Annotated in this window: 9 protein-coding genes; 1 reads left to right on the top strand and 8 read right to left on the bottom strand. The window is 72.5% G+C overall.

Translation table 11 applies throughout. The features are described from left to right. Positions 1 to 276: 276 nt before the first annotated feature. Together ABZY33_RS13830 and ABZY33_RS13825 are read right to left on the bottom strand one after the other, a co-directional pair. On the bottom strand, positions 277 to 2886 hold the full coding sequence (locus tag ABZY33_RS13830; RefSeq protein ID WP_356491752.1) for a bifunctional FO biosynthesis protein CofGH: 2610 nt from the start codon (positions 2884 to 2886) through the stop codon (positions 277 to 279). A 26-nt stretch (positions 2887 to 2912) separates the two neighbouring features. Then, on the bottom strand, positions 2913 to 3746 hold the full coding sequence (locus tag ABZY33_RS13825; protein WP_356491751.1) for an LLM class F420-dependent oxidoreductase: 834 nt from the start codon (positions 3744 to 3746) through the stop codon (positions 2913 to 2915). Positions 3747 to 3889: 143 nt separating this feature from the next. On the opposite strand from ABZY33_RS13825, the gene ABZY33_RS13820 reads away from it, so the two are divergent. Then, the gene (locus ABZY33_RS13820) at positions 3890 to 5422 is read left to right on the top strand and encodes a CehA/McbA family metallohydrolase (RefSeq protein ID WP_356491750.1); all 1533 of its coding nucleotides are present in this window, start codon (positions 3890 to 3892) and stop codon (positions 5420 to 5422) included. A gap of 92 nt (positions 5423 to 5514) precedes the next feature. Here ABZY33_RS13820 and ABZY33_RS13815 read toward each other — a convergent pair whose 3' ends face one another. The 6 genes from ABZY33_RS13815 to ABZY33_RS13790 all read right to left on the bottom strand — a co-directional run bounded on the left by ABZY33_RS13815 (position 5515) and on the right by ABZY33_RS13790 (position 14440). Continuing rightward, positions 5515 to 7062 (bottom strand): APC family permease, encoded by a 1548-nt coding sequence (locus ABZY33_RS13815; RefSeq protein ID WP_356491749.1) that lies wholly within the window; start codon positions 7060 to 7062, stop codon positions 5515 to 5517. Positions 7063 to 7297: 235 nt separating this feature from the next. Beyond that, positions 7298 to 8887, bottom strand: a complete 1590-nt coding sequence (locus ABZY33_RS13810) for a serine/threonine-protein kinase (RefSeq protein WP_356491748.1) — start codon at positions 8885 to 8887, stop codon at positions 7298 to 7300. Positions 8888 to 9042: 155 nt separating this feature from the next. Next, positions 9043 to 10515 (bottom strand): aldehyde dehydrogenase family protein, encoded by a 1473-nt coding sequence (locus ABZY33_RS13805; protein WP_356491747.1) that lies wholly within the window; start codon positions 10513 to 10515, stop codon positions 9043 to 9045. Further along, positions 10512 to 12251 (bottom strand): D-aminoacylase, encoded by a 1740-nt coding sequence (locus ABZY33_RS13800; RefSeq protein ID WP_356491746.1) that lies wholly within the window; start codon positions 12249 to 12251, stop codon positions 10512 to 10514. Before ABZY33_RS13800 ends, ABZY33_RS13805 begins: the two co-directional genes overlap by 4 nt. A 182-nt stretch (positions 12252 to 12433) precedes the next feature. After that, positions 12434 to 13555 carry an LLM class flavin-dependent oxidoreductase gene (locus tag ABZY33_RS13795; protein ID WP_356491745.1) on the bottom strand — a complete coding sequence of 374 codons (1122 nt, stop codon included), beginning with the start codon at positions 13553 to 13555 and terminating at the stop codon, positions 12434 to 12436. 96 nt (positions 13556 to 13651) lie between these two features. Next, positions 13652 to 14440, bottom strand: a complete 789-nt coding sequence (locus ABZY33_RS13790) for an SDR family NAD(P)-dependent oxidoreductase (protein ID WP_356491744.1) — start codon at positions 14438 to 14440, stop codon at positions 13652 to 13654. Positions 14441 to 14452 lie beyond the last annotated feature (12 nt).

Raw genomic sequence — 14452 nt, 5'->3', positions numbered from 1 at the left:
GGGCTCCGAGACGTACGAGCGCTCCTCCCCCGCCGCACACCCCCTGCCGCCCGTACTCAGATCCTGGACGAGTGGCCGCAGCGGCGGCAGGTTGTCAGCCGCCAGGGCCGCCGACGGCGCCGAGACGACCGTCAGCGCCGCCGCTCCCACGACGGCCACCCGTCTGAATCTGCTCCCGGTGGAACTGCTGCGTATCAAGTTGAGCCCTCCCCTGTCGTCCCGCGCTCTGTACGCGGACCGCAGGAGGCTAACAACCGGCACTGACAGCGCGGAGGTTCAGTCCTCCAGTACCGGCAGCAGCTCCGGCAGGTGTCCGTCCGAGGCCGTCGCCGCCCTGACCCGCTCCTCCGGGACGGTCCCGTACAGCGTCGTGCGCGGCCGCGCCGGGCGGCCCGCCGCGTCCGCGACCGCCACCAGGTTTTTGACCGACTTGTACGAGCCGTACGACGAGCCCGCCATCCGGGAGATGGTCTCCTCCATCAGCGTGCCGCCGAGGTCGTTGGCGCCGGAGCGGAGCATGTCCGCCGCGCCCTCGCTCCCCAGCTTGACCCAGCTGGTCTGGATGTTGGGGATGTGCGGGTGGAGCAGGATCCGGGCCATGGCGGTGACGGCCCGGTTGTCGCGGGTGGTGGGGCCGGGGCGGGCGATGCCGGCGAGGTAGACGGGGGCGTTGGTGTGGATGAAGGGGAGCGTCACGAACTCCGTGAAGCCGCCCGTCTCCTGCTGGATCGCCGCAAGAGTCCGCAGGTGGCCGAGCCAGTGGCGGGGCTGGTCCACATGCCCGTACATCATGGTGGAGGAGGAGCGGATGCCCAGCTCGTGGGCGGTCTTGATGACCTCGATCCAGGTCGCCGCGGGCAGCTTGCCCTTGGTGAGGATCCAGCGGACCTCGTCGTCGAGGATCTCGGCGGCCGTGCCCGGGATCGAGTCGAGGCCCGCCTCCTTGGCCGCCGTCAGCCACTCGCGGATCGACAGGCCGGTGCGCGTCGCCCCGTTCACGACCTCCATCGGGGAGAACGCGTGGACGTGCATGCCGGGCACCCGCTCCTTCACCGCGCGCGCGATGTCGAAGTAGGCCGTGCCGGGCAGGTCCGGGTGGATGCCGCCCTGCATGCAGACCTCGACCGCGCCGACGTCCCACGCCTGCGCGGCCCGGTCCGCGACCTGGTCGAGGGAGAGCGTGTACGCGTCCGCGTCCGTGCGGCGCTGGGCGAAGGCGCAGAACCGGCAGCCGGTGTAGCAGACGTTGGTGAAGTTGATGTTGCGGGTGACGATGTAGGTGACGTCGTCGCCCACCACGGACCGGCGGATGGAGTCCGCGACCCCGCAGAGGGCGTCGAGCGCCGGGCCGTCCGCGTGCAGCAGGGCGAGCGCCTGGTCGTCGGTGAGGCGGGTCGGGTCGTCGGCCGCCACCGCGAGCGCCCCGCGCACGTCCGCGTCGATGCGGGACGGCACCATGCCGGGCGCCGCCTGTTCGCGCAGCGCATCCCAGTCGCCGTAGACCTCGTCGAAGTCGTCGCGCCGGTCGCTCGTACGGCCCTCGGTGTCGATGGTGCGGTGCAGGTCCGTGCGGCCGGACGCGGCCACGTACCCCTCGTCCGGTTCCTGCCAGGGGCGGCCGACGACGGGGGCGTCGGCGAGGGCGAGGCCGGTCTCGGGGTCGGCCAGGGCGCGGACGTGGGGCAGCAGCCGCGGGTCGAGCCAGGGCTCGCCACGCGTGACGAACTCCGGGTAGACACAGAGGCGTTCGCGGAGCTGGAAGCCGGCCGCGCCGGAGTGCTCCGCCAGCTCGTCGAGGCGGGGCCAGGGCTGCTCCGGGTTCACGTGGTCGATGGTGACCGGGGAGACCCCGCCCCAGTCGTCGATGCCGGCGCCGATGAGCCGCGCGTACTCGCCGTCGACCAGGTTCGGTGGGGCCTGGAGGTTGCCCGAGGGGCCCATGATGTGCCGGGCCACCGCGACCGTCGCCACCAGGTCGTCGAGGTCGGCGTCGGGCATGGCGCGCATCGCCGTGTCCGGCTTCGCGCGGAAGTTCTGGATGATCAGTTCCTGGACGCCGTGGTAGGAGCGGGCGACCCGGCGCAGCGCGAACAGCGACTCGGCGCGCTCCTCGCAGGTCTCCCCGATCCCGATGAGCAGCCCGCTGGTGAACGGGACCGAGGAGCGGCCCGCGTCCTCCAGGACCCGCAGCCGCACCGCCGGTTCCTTGTCGGGCGAGCCGTGGTGCGGCATCCCCGGCTCGGACCACAGCCGCTCGGCCGTCGTCTCCAGCATCATCCCCATCGAGGGGGCGACCGGCTTGAGCCGCTGGAAGTCCGTCCAGGTCAGAACGCCCGGATTGAGGTGCGGCAGCAGCCCCGTCTCCTCCAGGATGCGGATCGATATGGCCCGCACGTACGCGATCGTGTCGTCGTAGCCGTGCGCGTCGAGCCACTCGCGGGCCTCGGGCCAGCGGTCCTCCGGCTTGTCGCCGAGGGTGATCAGGGCTTCCTTGCAGCCCAGCGCGGCGCCCTTGCGCGCGATGTCGAGAACCTCGTCCTGCGACATGAACATCCCGTGGCCCGCGCGGCGCAGCTTGCCCGGCACGGTCACGAACGTGCAGTAGTGGCACTTGTCGCGGCAGAGCCGGGTCAGTGGGACGAAGACGCTCTTGGAGTACGTGATGACGCCCGGCCGGCCCGCCGCCGCCAGGCCCGCGTCGCGCACCCGGGCCGCCGACGCGGTGAGGTCCGCGAGGTCCTCGCCGCGCGCCCGGAGCAGGACGGCGGCCTCCGTGACATCGAGCGCGACACCGTCTCTGGCCCGTTTGAGCGCCCGCCGCATCGCGTTGGCGGTGGGTCGCTCTGCCTGCGTCGCTGCCTTGGTGGGTGCGTCCGGATCACTCATGGAGCGAGCATACGAGTGGATGTGTCTCATACGTACGGGAGGAAGTCGTCGAGCGTCCTGAGGACGGTCATCTCGTCCCCGGGCGGCAGTTGCAGCACGACCTCCCCGATCCCCTGGTCCGCGTAGTGCGCGAGCTTGCCGGGCGTGGGCACGACCGCGTACGGCACGATCCGCAGCGCGCCGGGTTCGCGGCCCGCCGCCTCCCAGCGCTCCCGCAGCTCGGGCAGGGTCCGGCTCAGGCCGGCGCCGCCGATGGGCATCCAGCCGTCGGCGTAGGCGCAGATGTGCGCGAAGAGTGTCGGGCCGGCCGCGCCGCCGACGAGGATGCGGGGCGCGCCGCCGTGCACCGGCTTGGGGTAGGCGTGGCTCGCGCGCACGCCTTGGCCGTGGCCGCCCGCGTACGGGGTCGGCGCCTGCGCCCACAGGGCGCGCATCAGGCCGATCCGCTCCCGGGTCAGCTCCCGGCGCGTGGCCCAGTCGACGCCGTGGTCGGCGGCCTCCTCCTTGTTCCAGCCGAATCCGACGCCGAGCGTGAAGCGGCCGCCCGAGAGGTGGTCGAGCGTGGCGATCCGCTTGGCCAGGGCGATCGGGTCGTGTTCGGCGACGAGGGTGACGCCGGTGCCCAGGCCGAGGCGCCGGGTGACGGCGGCGGCCTGGGCGAGCGCGACGAACGGGTCCAGGGTGCGGCTGTACTCGCGGGGCAGGTCGCCGCCGTTGGGGTAGGGGGTGGTGCGCTCGGCCGGGATGTGCGTGTGTTCGGGCAGGTAGAGGCCGGCGTAGCCGCGCTGTTCGAGGGCGCGGGCCAGGCGTACCGGGGTGATGGTCTCGTCGGTCAGGAAGATCGTGGTCGAGATCCGCATGCGGCATTCGTAGCGGCGCGGCCGTGAGGAGTCCATGGCCGACCCGGAACCCGTCATCCGTCGCTCCCCTTCCCTTGGAGGGAAGTTCACGGCTCAATGCCAGGGTCGCACCCGTCCCATCCGACACCCTGGGGAGCCGAGACATGTGCACGGACGCCACACACGGACAGGAATCCGGCCACGACGGCATCGGCAGGCGGGCGTTGCTCGTGACGGGCGCGGCGACCGCGCTTACGCTCACTCCCATGAGCTTCGCCACCGCCGCCGAGGGCGCGCGGACCACCCGGACGCTCACCGGCACGCTGCCGCCGGGCGCGCCGGACTACGTGTACCTGCCGGTGGAAGTGCCCCGCGGGGTACGGGAGATCAAGGTCTCGTACACGTACACGAAGGCGACGGTTCCGGCCGGCACGCAGAACAACGCGCTCGACATCGGCCTCTTCGACGAGCGCGGCACGGCGCTCGGCGGCGCGGGCTTCCGGGGCTGGTCGGGCGGGGCCCGCACCGAGTTCTTCGTGCGCGCGGACGACGCGACGCCCGGCTACCTGCCGGGCCCGGTGCGCCCCGGCACCTGGCACGTCGTCCTCGCCCCCTACACGGTGGCGCCGCAGGGCCTGCCGTACGAGGTGACCGTGGAGCTCACCCACGGCGCGCCCGGCACGGCGCCCGCCCGGCGCTACCCGCCCGAGCGGGCGCGCGGCCGGGGCCGTGCCTGGTACCGCGGCGACTGCCACGTGCACAGCTGGCACTCGGACGGGCGCCGCGCCCCGGCCGAGATCGGCGCGCTGGCCCGCGCGGCGGGCCTGGACTTCCTCACCACCTCCGACCACAACACGTCGTCCTCGCACGCGCACTGGGCGGACGTGGCCGGTGACGACCTGCTGGTGATGCTGGGCGAGGAGGTGACGACGCGCAACGGCCACGTCCTCGCCCTCGGCACCGCGCCGGGGACGTTCATCGACTGGCGCTACCGGGCCCGCGACAACCGCTGGGCGAAGTACGCCCAGGAGATCCGCCGCGCGGGCGGCCTCGTCGTCCCCGCGCACCCGCACGCGACGTGCATCGGCTGCGGCTGGAAGTTCGGCTTCGGCGAGGCGGACGCGGTGGAGGTGTGGAACGGCCCCTACACCCCCGACGACGAGATCTCGCTCGCCGACTGGGACAACACCCTGGTCTCCTACGCTCGTTCGGGCCGCCGGTCGGGCTGGATCCCGGCGATGGGCAACAGCGACGCGCACCGCGACCCGGACCGGATCGGCGGCCCGCAGACGGTGGTCCTGGCCGATTCCCTGTCCCGCTCCGCCCTCCAGGCGGGCATCAAGGCGGGCCGCTCCTACGTCGCCGAGTCCAAGGACGTCGAGGTCACCTTCTCGGCCTCCGGCGGCAAGGGCGCGCACGCGGGTATCGGCGAACGCCTCGGGGTGGACCGCGACACGGAGATCTCGGTCGATTTGACGGTCAAGGGCGCACCGGGCTGCACGCTCCACCTGGTCACGGACCAGGGCACGCTGTTCACCTCACCGCCCCTGCCCGCGTCCGGCACGGGTTCGGCGACCTGGCGCACGACACCGTCGTACGCGGCGTACGTCCGCGCGGAGGTCCGCCACGCGGCGTCGGTCCCGGGCCTGCCCGGGGCACTGGCGGCGTTCACCAATCCGGTGTTCCTGGGGGCGTGATCACCGCCCGGGGCGGCGAAATCGCTGATCACCCAGGGGACTTCGCCAGCGAATTCGACCACTTCGCCGGGTGAGGCCGGAGGCCGCCCGGCTCAGTCCTCGACCACGAGGACCGGCGTGTGCCGGTTCAGGACCTCGCCGCGGAAGAACGCCGGGCTGAGCCGGCCCATCACCAGCATGATGACGACGCCGACGAGCAGCAGGCCCACGCCGATCACGAAGACCGAGCCGATACCGAACACGGACGAGCCGCTGCCGTAGGCCGGGTTCCACATGTCGGTCAGGGTCTTCACGAAGACGGCCGCCAGGAGCACGCCGCCGAGCAGCGGGAACAGTCCCTTGAAGGCGAAGTCCCGGACCGAGCGGCGCAGCTCCGCGCGGAAGTACCAGGTGCAGGCGAACGCCGTGAGCGCGTAGTAGAAGCAGATCATGAGGCCGAGCGCGTAGATCGTGTCGACCAGGACGTGCTCGGAGACCAGGGTCATGACCGTGTAGAAGACGGCGGTGGCCGCGCCTGCCGTGACCGTGGCGCGGCCCGGCGTGCGAAAGCGCGGGTGGACGCGGGCGTAGGAGGCCGGGAGCGCCTCGTACGTCGACATGGCGAGGACCGTGCGGGCGACCGGGATGAACGTGGTCTGGAGGCTGGCGGCGGCCGAGGCGAGGACCGCGACGAAGAGCAGGATGCCGAGCGTGGGGCCCATGACGGGGCCCGCGAGGGCGGCGAAGACGTTGTCGGAGGTGGCCGGGTTGGCGAGGCCGAGCCCCGTGCCGCCGGAGCCGACGACCATCTGTGCGGCGACGCCCGTCGCCAGGTAGGAGCCGACGAGGACGACCATGGCGATGAGCGCGGCGCGGCCGGGGGTGCGGTCGCTGCCGATGGTCTCCTCGTTGGCGGTCAGGCAGGTGTCCCAGCCCCAGTACATGAAGATCGACAGGGACAGCCCCGCGGTGAACGCGCCGAAGGAGTGCACGGCGAACGGGTTCAGCCACGACCAGGAGAACGGCGCGGCCGTCGGGAAGTCCACCGGCCCGGACGCCCCCGGCCCGGCCTTGGCCAGCGCCATCACGACGAAGACGGCGAGCACCGCCAGCTGGAGCCCGACCAGCGTGTACTGGACACCCTTCGTGGCGGTCATGCCGCGGTAGCTGATCGCGGTGGCCGCCCCGATGAGGACGAGGCAGGTGAGGATGTGGACGAGTTTGTCGTGGTCCAGGTCCGCCACCCCGGCGCTGTTCGTGATCTCACCGGCGAGCAGCCAGAAGTACGAGGTCGCGACCCCGGCCAGGTTCGACAGGACGATGATCGTGGCGATCACCAGACCCCAGCCGCACATCCAGCCCACCCGCGGCCCGAACGCCTTGACGGTCCAGGTGAACGAGGTGCCGCAGTCCGGCATCACCTTGTTCAGCTCGCGGTACGCGAACGCGACGAGCAGCATCGGCAGGAAGCCCGCGAGGAAGACGGCGGGCATCTGGAGGCCGACCTCCCCGGCCGTGGAGCCGAGCGTGGAGGTCAGGCAGTAGACGGGCGCGACCGTGGAGACGCCGATGACGGCGCTGCCGAGCAGCCCGACGGAGTTCCCGCCCAGGCCCTTGCCCTTGGTGGCGCCCTCCTGGGGCCGCACGTCCAGCTGAGTCATGAACAGGACGTTAAATCGTGCGGTTTCCACATCTGACGGGATTCGCCCGAGCTGCGCCACTTAATGATTCGGGGCCGATTCCGCGATACAGGAGCACCTTCCATGGAAGATTGCCGCTAACACCCGGAGAATGCAAGGCGAACGGCACGGTGTCCGATATTCGGTAATCGCAGCACCGTCCGTTTTGGCCCGTTTCCAAATTTTCCCGTGCGGATTTCGTGCAGACCGCGCGGGCTCACACCTGCTTGCGGAACCGGCCGATCGCCGCGGGCACGATGTAGACGCAGACGAGCGAGCCGACCGCCGGGAAGAGGATCAGCAGGTCGGTCAGCCCGTCCACCAGGTTCTGGTAGGTCGTGGCGTGCCGCATGACGTCGGTGTCGTACTGGCTCACTGCCCACCACGTCTGCACCGTCAGCGCCGACAGGCCCACCCAGAACCCCAGCGCGGCCCCGCCGTCACCGCGCCCCGTCGTCAGCCGGATACCGAGGACGAGCAGCGCCGGGATCGCAAGGGCCCGCACGACGCCGAAGAAGGTCGTGTCGGCGAAGAGCAGCAGGTACGTGCAGAGTGCCATCGGGATCAGCCACAGCATCCCGAAGAGGGGCCGGCCGAGCAGCCCGCCGCCGGAGTCGAAGTCCCCGGCCCGGCCGGGTGGCGGGGGCGCGGTGAAGGGCGAGTAGCCGTACGCGTGCGGCGGCGGTCCTGCGGGCGGGGTGGCCTGCGGGTACCCGTACGCGTACGACTGCGAGCCGAAGGGCGGCGTCGTCCCGGCCCCGGCTCCCCCCGGCGCCGAGCCGGACGGAGGCCGCGTCCAGACCCCCGCGCCCGCGGCGCCCGCTCCCCCCGGCCCGGCGCTCCACGGGCCCGCCCCGCCCGGCCCCTGCGTCGGCGCCCCGTGAAACCCCCCGGCGGGCCCCGCGTCCGGCGCGGTGTGGCCGGGGCCCGCCGGACCGGCCGCCGTCTGCTCCTCCCGCACCTCCAGATTCAGCAGCTGTTCGGACGTACGGGCGATCAGGGACGCGATCCGCGCCGGCAGCCAGTCCTCCCCGGAGGCGTCCTTGGCCCGCGCCCAGGTGGTGAGCTGCTCGGCGGTGGGCCGCTCCCCCGGGTCGTCCTTCAGGCACGCGCCGATCAGCGCGGCGAGATCCGGGTCCACGCCCTCGTGCGCGGCCACGACGCTGCCCCGGTGCGGCTGCGCCCCGGTTGCCGCGAAGGCGAGGGTGAGGCCGTAGCTGTAGAGGTCGCTGGCGGCGGTGACGGTCTCGCCGTAGGCCTGCTCGGGCGACATGTAGGCCGGGGTGCCGATCCGCGCGCCGCTCTGCGTGAGCATCGTGTCGAGCGCGGCGTGCACGATCCCGAAGTCGATGAGGCGCGGGCCCGCGGCGGAGAGCAGCACGTTCGACGGCTTGAGGTCGCGGTGGACCAGACTCTGCCCGTGCACGTGGTGCAGGGTCGCGGCCAGGTCGGCGGCGAGCCGCCACAGCGCGTCGGCGGGCAGCGGCCCGTACGCGTCGACGGCCTCCTGGAGCGAGGGGCCCGGCACGTACTCCGAGGCGTACCACGGGTGTTGCTCGTCCACGCCCGCGTCGACGACCGGCACGGTCCCGGCGCCCGCGACCCGCCGCACCACCTCCACCTCGCGCCGGAACCGCTGCCGGAACCCCGGCACCGCCGCCATGTCGGCGTGGACGAACTTCAGCGCGACGGCCCGCCCGCCCGCGTTGCGGGCCAGGTAGACCCGGCCCATCCCGCCCTCGCCGATCCGCCCGAGCACCCGGTACGTACCGACCGTACGCGGGTCCTGAGTGTCCAGCGCTTCCATGCCAACTCCCGGCGTCCCGTCCCCGTCGACCTGCAACTGGGATCTTCACACGCCCAGTTGTGGGCGCGCAGCCGAGAAACGGAAGCGTGCCGGGACCGGGACACGGCAGGGACGTGGCGCGGCCCCCTCGGCGCCCCGTGGAGCAGGGGTGCGGCTCAGCCCGGCCAGACGATCGACTGGAGTTCGCTGTAGGCGTGCAGCGCGTACGAGCCCACGTCCCGGCCGACCCCGCTCTGCTTGAACCCGCCGAAGGGTGCCTCCATGTTGCGGCCGACGGTGTTCACGCCGACCCCGCCGGCCCGCAGCCGCCGCGCGACCCGGAAGGCGCGGGCGACGTCGCCGGACCAGACGTAGTCGATGAGCCCGTAGTCGGAGTCGTTGGCGAGCGCGACGGCCTCGTCCTCGTCCCCGTCGTAGGGCACCACCGTGACGACCGGCCCGAAGATCTCCTCGCGCGCCACCCGCATGGCGTTGGTGCAGTCGGCGAGGAGGGTGGGCGCCACGTAGAACCCCGGCCCGGTCGCGGGCCGCTCCCCGCCCGCGACCACCGTCGCCCCCTCCTTGCGGCCCAACTCCACGTACCCCTCGATCCGTTCGCGGTGCGCGGCGGAGATGACGGGACCGACGACGGTGTCCCGGGCGCGCGGGTCCCCGACCTTCAGCAGGCCCGCGTACGCGGCGAGCTTGGTGACGAACTCGTCGTAGACGGAGCGGTGGACGAGGGCCCGGGCCGGCGCCGTGCAGATCTGCCCGCTGTAGAAGGCGTACGTCGTCCCGATCCCGGCGACGGCCGCGTCCAGGTCGGCGTCGCCGAAGACGAGCGCGGCGCCCTTGCCGCCCAGCTCCAGCAACTGCCGTTTCACGGCCCGGCCGCACACCGCGCCGATGCGCCGGCCGACGGCGGTCGAGCCGGTGAAGCTGACCATGTCGACGTCGGGCGCGTCGACGGCCGCCTCGCCCACCGCCGTGGCGGCGCCGCTGACGACGTTCAGGACCCCGGGTGGCACGCCCGCCTCCAGCAGCGCGTCCGCGATCCGGTACACGGAGAGCGGGTCCTGCGGCGCGGGCTTCACGACCACGGTGTTGCCCAGGGCGAGGGCGGGCGCGATCTTCCCCGCCGGGTTGGCCCACGGGTTGTTGTACGAGGTGACGCAGGTGACGACCCCGACGGGCTGGCGGACCGCCAGCGCGCCGAACACACCGGCCCGGCCCATCGGCCCGGCCTCGTTGATCTGGGGCGCGAGCCCCTCCTCCACCGGTTCCAGGGCGCCGCGGGCGTACCGCCGGAAGCGGGCGATGCCGACGGCGACCTGCATGCCGCGCGCGGTGCCGGTGGTGGCTCCGCTCTCGGCCTGCGCCAGCCGGGCACTGTCCGCGAAGTCCCGCTCCATCAGGTCGGCGGCCCGGTCCAGCAGCGCGGCGCGCTCGCCCGGCGGGGTCCGCGACCAGCCCGCGAAGGCCGCGCGGGCGGCGCGCGCCGCGTCGTGCACCTGCTGCCGGGACGCCTCGGGCGCGTGTCCGACGACGGTCTCGCGCGCCGGGTCGAGAACCTCGTAGTACCCGCAGTCCGGCGCGGTCCACTCCCCGTCGATGAGCAGCTCGCGGGCGTCGCGGGCGGCGGGCTTCACCGGGTGCTCACCGTCCGGGTGTCCCGCCCGGACCTGAGGACCTTGCCGGGGACCGCGCCGGTGACCTCGTCGTGGCGGATGGCCTCGACGCCGTTGACCCACACGGCGGTGACGCCGAGGGCCCTGGAGTCCAGGCGCGGGCTGTCGCCGGGCAGGTCGTGCACGAGGGTGGCCTTGCCCGCGTCGACGGTCGCGGGGTCGAAGAGCACCAGGTCGGCGTGGTAGCCCTCCTGTACGCGGCCGCGCTCGCGCAGCCCGAACAGCCGGGCCGGGTCGTCCGTCAGCATCTTCACGGCCGCCTCCAGGGCCACCAGCTTGCGGCCGCGCAGGCAGTCCCCGAGGAAGCGGGTCGTGTACGGCGCCCCGCACATCCGGTCCAGGTGCGCGCCCGCGTCGGAGCCGCCGAGCAGGACGTCCTCGTGGCGCCAGGTCGCGGCACGCAGGGCCCAGGAGCCCGGGTCGTTGTCGGTCGGCATCGGCCACAGCACGGTCCGCAGCCGGTCGGCGGCGCAGATCTCGACGAGGCACGCGAAGGGCTCCTGCCCGCGCTCGGCGGCGATGTCCTTCACGACGCGTCCGGTCAGGCCCTCGTTGGCCGGCGTGTAGGTGTCCCCGATGACGTACCGGCCGAAGTCCGCGAGCCGGCGGAAGACCCCGGCCTCCTTGCTGTCGGCGCGGCGCAGCATCCCGGCGCGCACGTCCGGGTCGCGCAGCTTCGCGATCCGCTCGTCGAGGGGCAGGCCGAGGATCTCGCCCCAGCCCGGGATGAGGTTGAGCGCGCAGAAGGTGCCGAGCGACATGTTCATCGGGGTCAGGATGGGCATGGTCAGGGCGACGATCCGGCCGCCCGCCTTGCGCGCGCGTTCGCTCGCGGCGAGCTGGCGGGGGACGCGCGCGGGCACGGCGGCGTCGACGGTCAGCACGTTCCAGTTGAGCGGGCGTCCGGCCGCCGCGCTCATCTCCACGAGCAGCTCGGTCTCGGCGTCGCTGAACTGGTCCAGGCACCCGGTGACGATCGCCTCGATCTGCGTCCCCTCGTGCTCTCCGACCGCCCGGCTGAGCGCGATGAGTTCGTCCGGCAGCGCGTGCCGCGAGGCGACCGGCCGCCCGTCCCCGTCGGAGTGCGTGGACGACTGGGTGGTGGAGAGCCCCCAGGCCCCGGCGTCCATGGCGTCGTGGAGGAGGCCGAGCATGGCCCGCAGCTGTTCCTGGCTGGGCTGCCCACCGACGGCGTCCGGTCCCATCACGTACCGGCGCAGCGCGCAATGGCCCACCATGAAGCCCGCGTTGACGGCGATGCGCCCGTCGAGCGCGCCGAGGTACTCCCCGAACGAGTGCCAGGTCCAGGGCGCCCCTTCCTCCAGGGCGACCAGGGACATCCCCTCGACCTTCGACATCATGCGCCGGGTGTAGTCGGCGTCCTCGGGCCGCCGAGGGTTCAGCGGCGCGAGCGTGAACCCGCAGTTGCCGCCGGCCACGGTCGTCACCCCGTGGTTGAGGGAGGGCGTGGCGTACGGGTCCCAGAACAGCTGCGCGTCGTAGTGCGTGTGCGGGTCGACGAACCCGGGCGCGAGCACGAGCCCGGTGGCGTCCTCACGGCTCCGCGCCTCCTCGGTGACCCCGCCCGGCGCGGCGACGACGGCGATCCGCCCGTCCCGGATCCCGACGTCGCCCACGAAGCCGGGCGCGCCGGTCCCGTCGACGACGGTGGCACCCGCAATGAGGTGATCAAGCACGATCCTCCACCCTCTCCCGCTCCGGTCGCCCCGGCCCGTCCGCCAGCCGCGTCACGCTCAAATCAAGCCCCGCTTCCGGTACGAGAGGCAGCGGAACCCGGGGCAGAGTCCCGCGACCTCAGCGCGAAGAAGGCCCCAGCCTCTCTGCCCGGGAGGAGGGAGATCCGGGACGACCCGGCACCTCAACCCCGCGCCCCCCGGAACCGCGACGTCCGGTGGACCGGATCCGTATCGATCTTCGGAATGACGTGCTCCCCGATCAGCCGGATGGAATTCAGCGTGTCCTCGTGCGAGACCCCGATGGGCAGCCCGAACGACAACTGGTCGGCCCCGGCCCGCTCCCACCGCCCGCACTGCGCCAGCACCTCGTCCGGGTCCCCGCAGATCATCAGCTCCTCCGCGATGAGCAGCTCGATGATCTCCGCGCTGTACTCCGGCAGCACCTCGGGCCACTCCGGGATCCCGTCGGGGCGCGGGAACGTGTCGTGGTACCGGAACACCAGCGACTGCAAGTAGTTGAGCCCGCCGTGCACGGCGATCTGCACGGCCTTGTCGTGCGTCTCGGCGCAGATGGCGGTCGACGTCACCATGACGTTGTCGTTGACGAAGTCCCCGATGGGTTCGGCGTCCTGGATCGCGGTCTTGTACTGCTCCAGGACCCACTCCATGTCGGAGACCTTCTGCACGCTGAACCCCAGCACGCCGAGCCCCTTGCGGGCCGCCATGGCGTACGAGGGCGGGGACCCGGCGGCGTACCACATGGCCGGGTGCGAGGCCCCGTACGGCTTGGGGAAGATCTTGCGCGGCGGCAGCGACCAGTGCTTGCCCTGGAACCCCGGGTACTCGTCCTGGAGCCACATCTTGGGGAACTCCGCGATGGTCTCTTCCCAGATCTCCTTGGTGTGGTTCATGTCGGTCACGCCCGGGATGAAGCCGAGGATCTCGTGGCTGCCCGCCCCGCGCCCGCTGCCGAACTCGAACCGCCCCTCGCTGAGGTGGTCGAGCATGGCGACTTTCTCGGCGACCTTGACGGGGTGGTTGACCTGGGCGAGCGGGTTGAAGATGCCGGACCCGAGGTGGATGCGCTCGGTCGCGTGCGCGAGGTACCCGAGGAAGACGTCGTTGGCCGACAGGTGCGAGTACTCCTCCAGGAAGTGGTGCTCGGACGCCCAGGCGTACTTGAAGCCGGACTTGTCCGCCTGGATGACGTACTCGGTCTCGTTCATGAGCGCGCGGTGCTCTGCGGTCGGGTCCGTCAGCGCCTGCTTGCCCACGTACCCCTGTACAAAGAGTCCGAATTCCACGGAGGTTCACCGTCCCCATCTGTTTCTGACGGTACGTCAGATCGGCTGCACCGACTGTTCCATCGCACCCCTGGGGGGTCAATACCTGATGAGCCGTCAGTACACCGAGACGCCCGCCAGCCACCCGCCGTCGATCACGAACGGCTGCCCGGTGATGTACGCCGAGTCCTCCTCGGCGGTCAGGAAGAGCGCGAGCCGCGCGACCTCCTCGGCCCGCCCGACGCGGCCGAGCGGCACGAGCTTGCGGTACAGCCCCTCCAGGGCCGAGGCGGCCTTCCCGTCGTCCGCCGCCGGGCCGGGCTGCGCCGGGTTGCTCATGGCGGTGTCGACGGCGCCCGGGCAGACGGCGTTGACACGGATGTGCCGCGCGGCCAGTTCCAGGGCGGCGACCCTGGTCAGCCCGATGACGGCGTGCTTGGTGGCGGCGTAGGCCCCTACGTACGCCATCCCCGTCACCCCGGTGCAAGAGGCGGTGTTGACGATCGAACCGCCGCCCGCGGCGGCTATCTCGGGGGCCACGGTCTTGATCCCGAGGAACGTCCCGACCTGGTTGACCCGCACGATCTGCTGGAACTCGGCGAGCGGGGTGGAGACCAGCTCGTTGAAGCGCAGGATGCCCGCGTTGTTGACGAGCCCGTCGATCTTCCCGAAGGCGTCCCGGGCGGCCGTGACGGCGGCGCCCCACTCCTCCTCCCGGCCCACGTCGAGGTGGGTGAACAGGGCCCGGCCCGCACCGATGTCCTGGGCGACGGCCTCGCCCCGGTCGTCGAGCACGTCGGCGACCACGACCCGCGCCCCTTCGGCCGCGAAGAGCCGCGCCTCCTGCTCACCCTGCCCGCGCGCCGCCCCGGTGATGAGGACGACCCGCCCGTCGAGCTTGCCCATGTCCGCCGCTCC

The sequence above is a fragment of the Streptomyces sp. NPDC006552 genome, from assembly GCF_040611655.1.
Taxonomy (GTDB): Bacteria; Actinomycetota; Actinomycetes; order Streptomycetales; family Streptomycetaceae; genus Streptomyces.
This window is presented reverse-complemented; position numbering and strand designations above follow the sequence as displayed.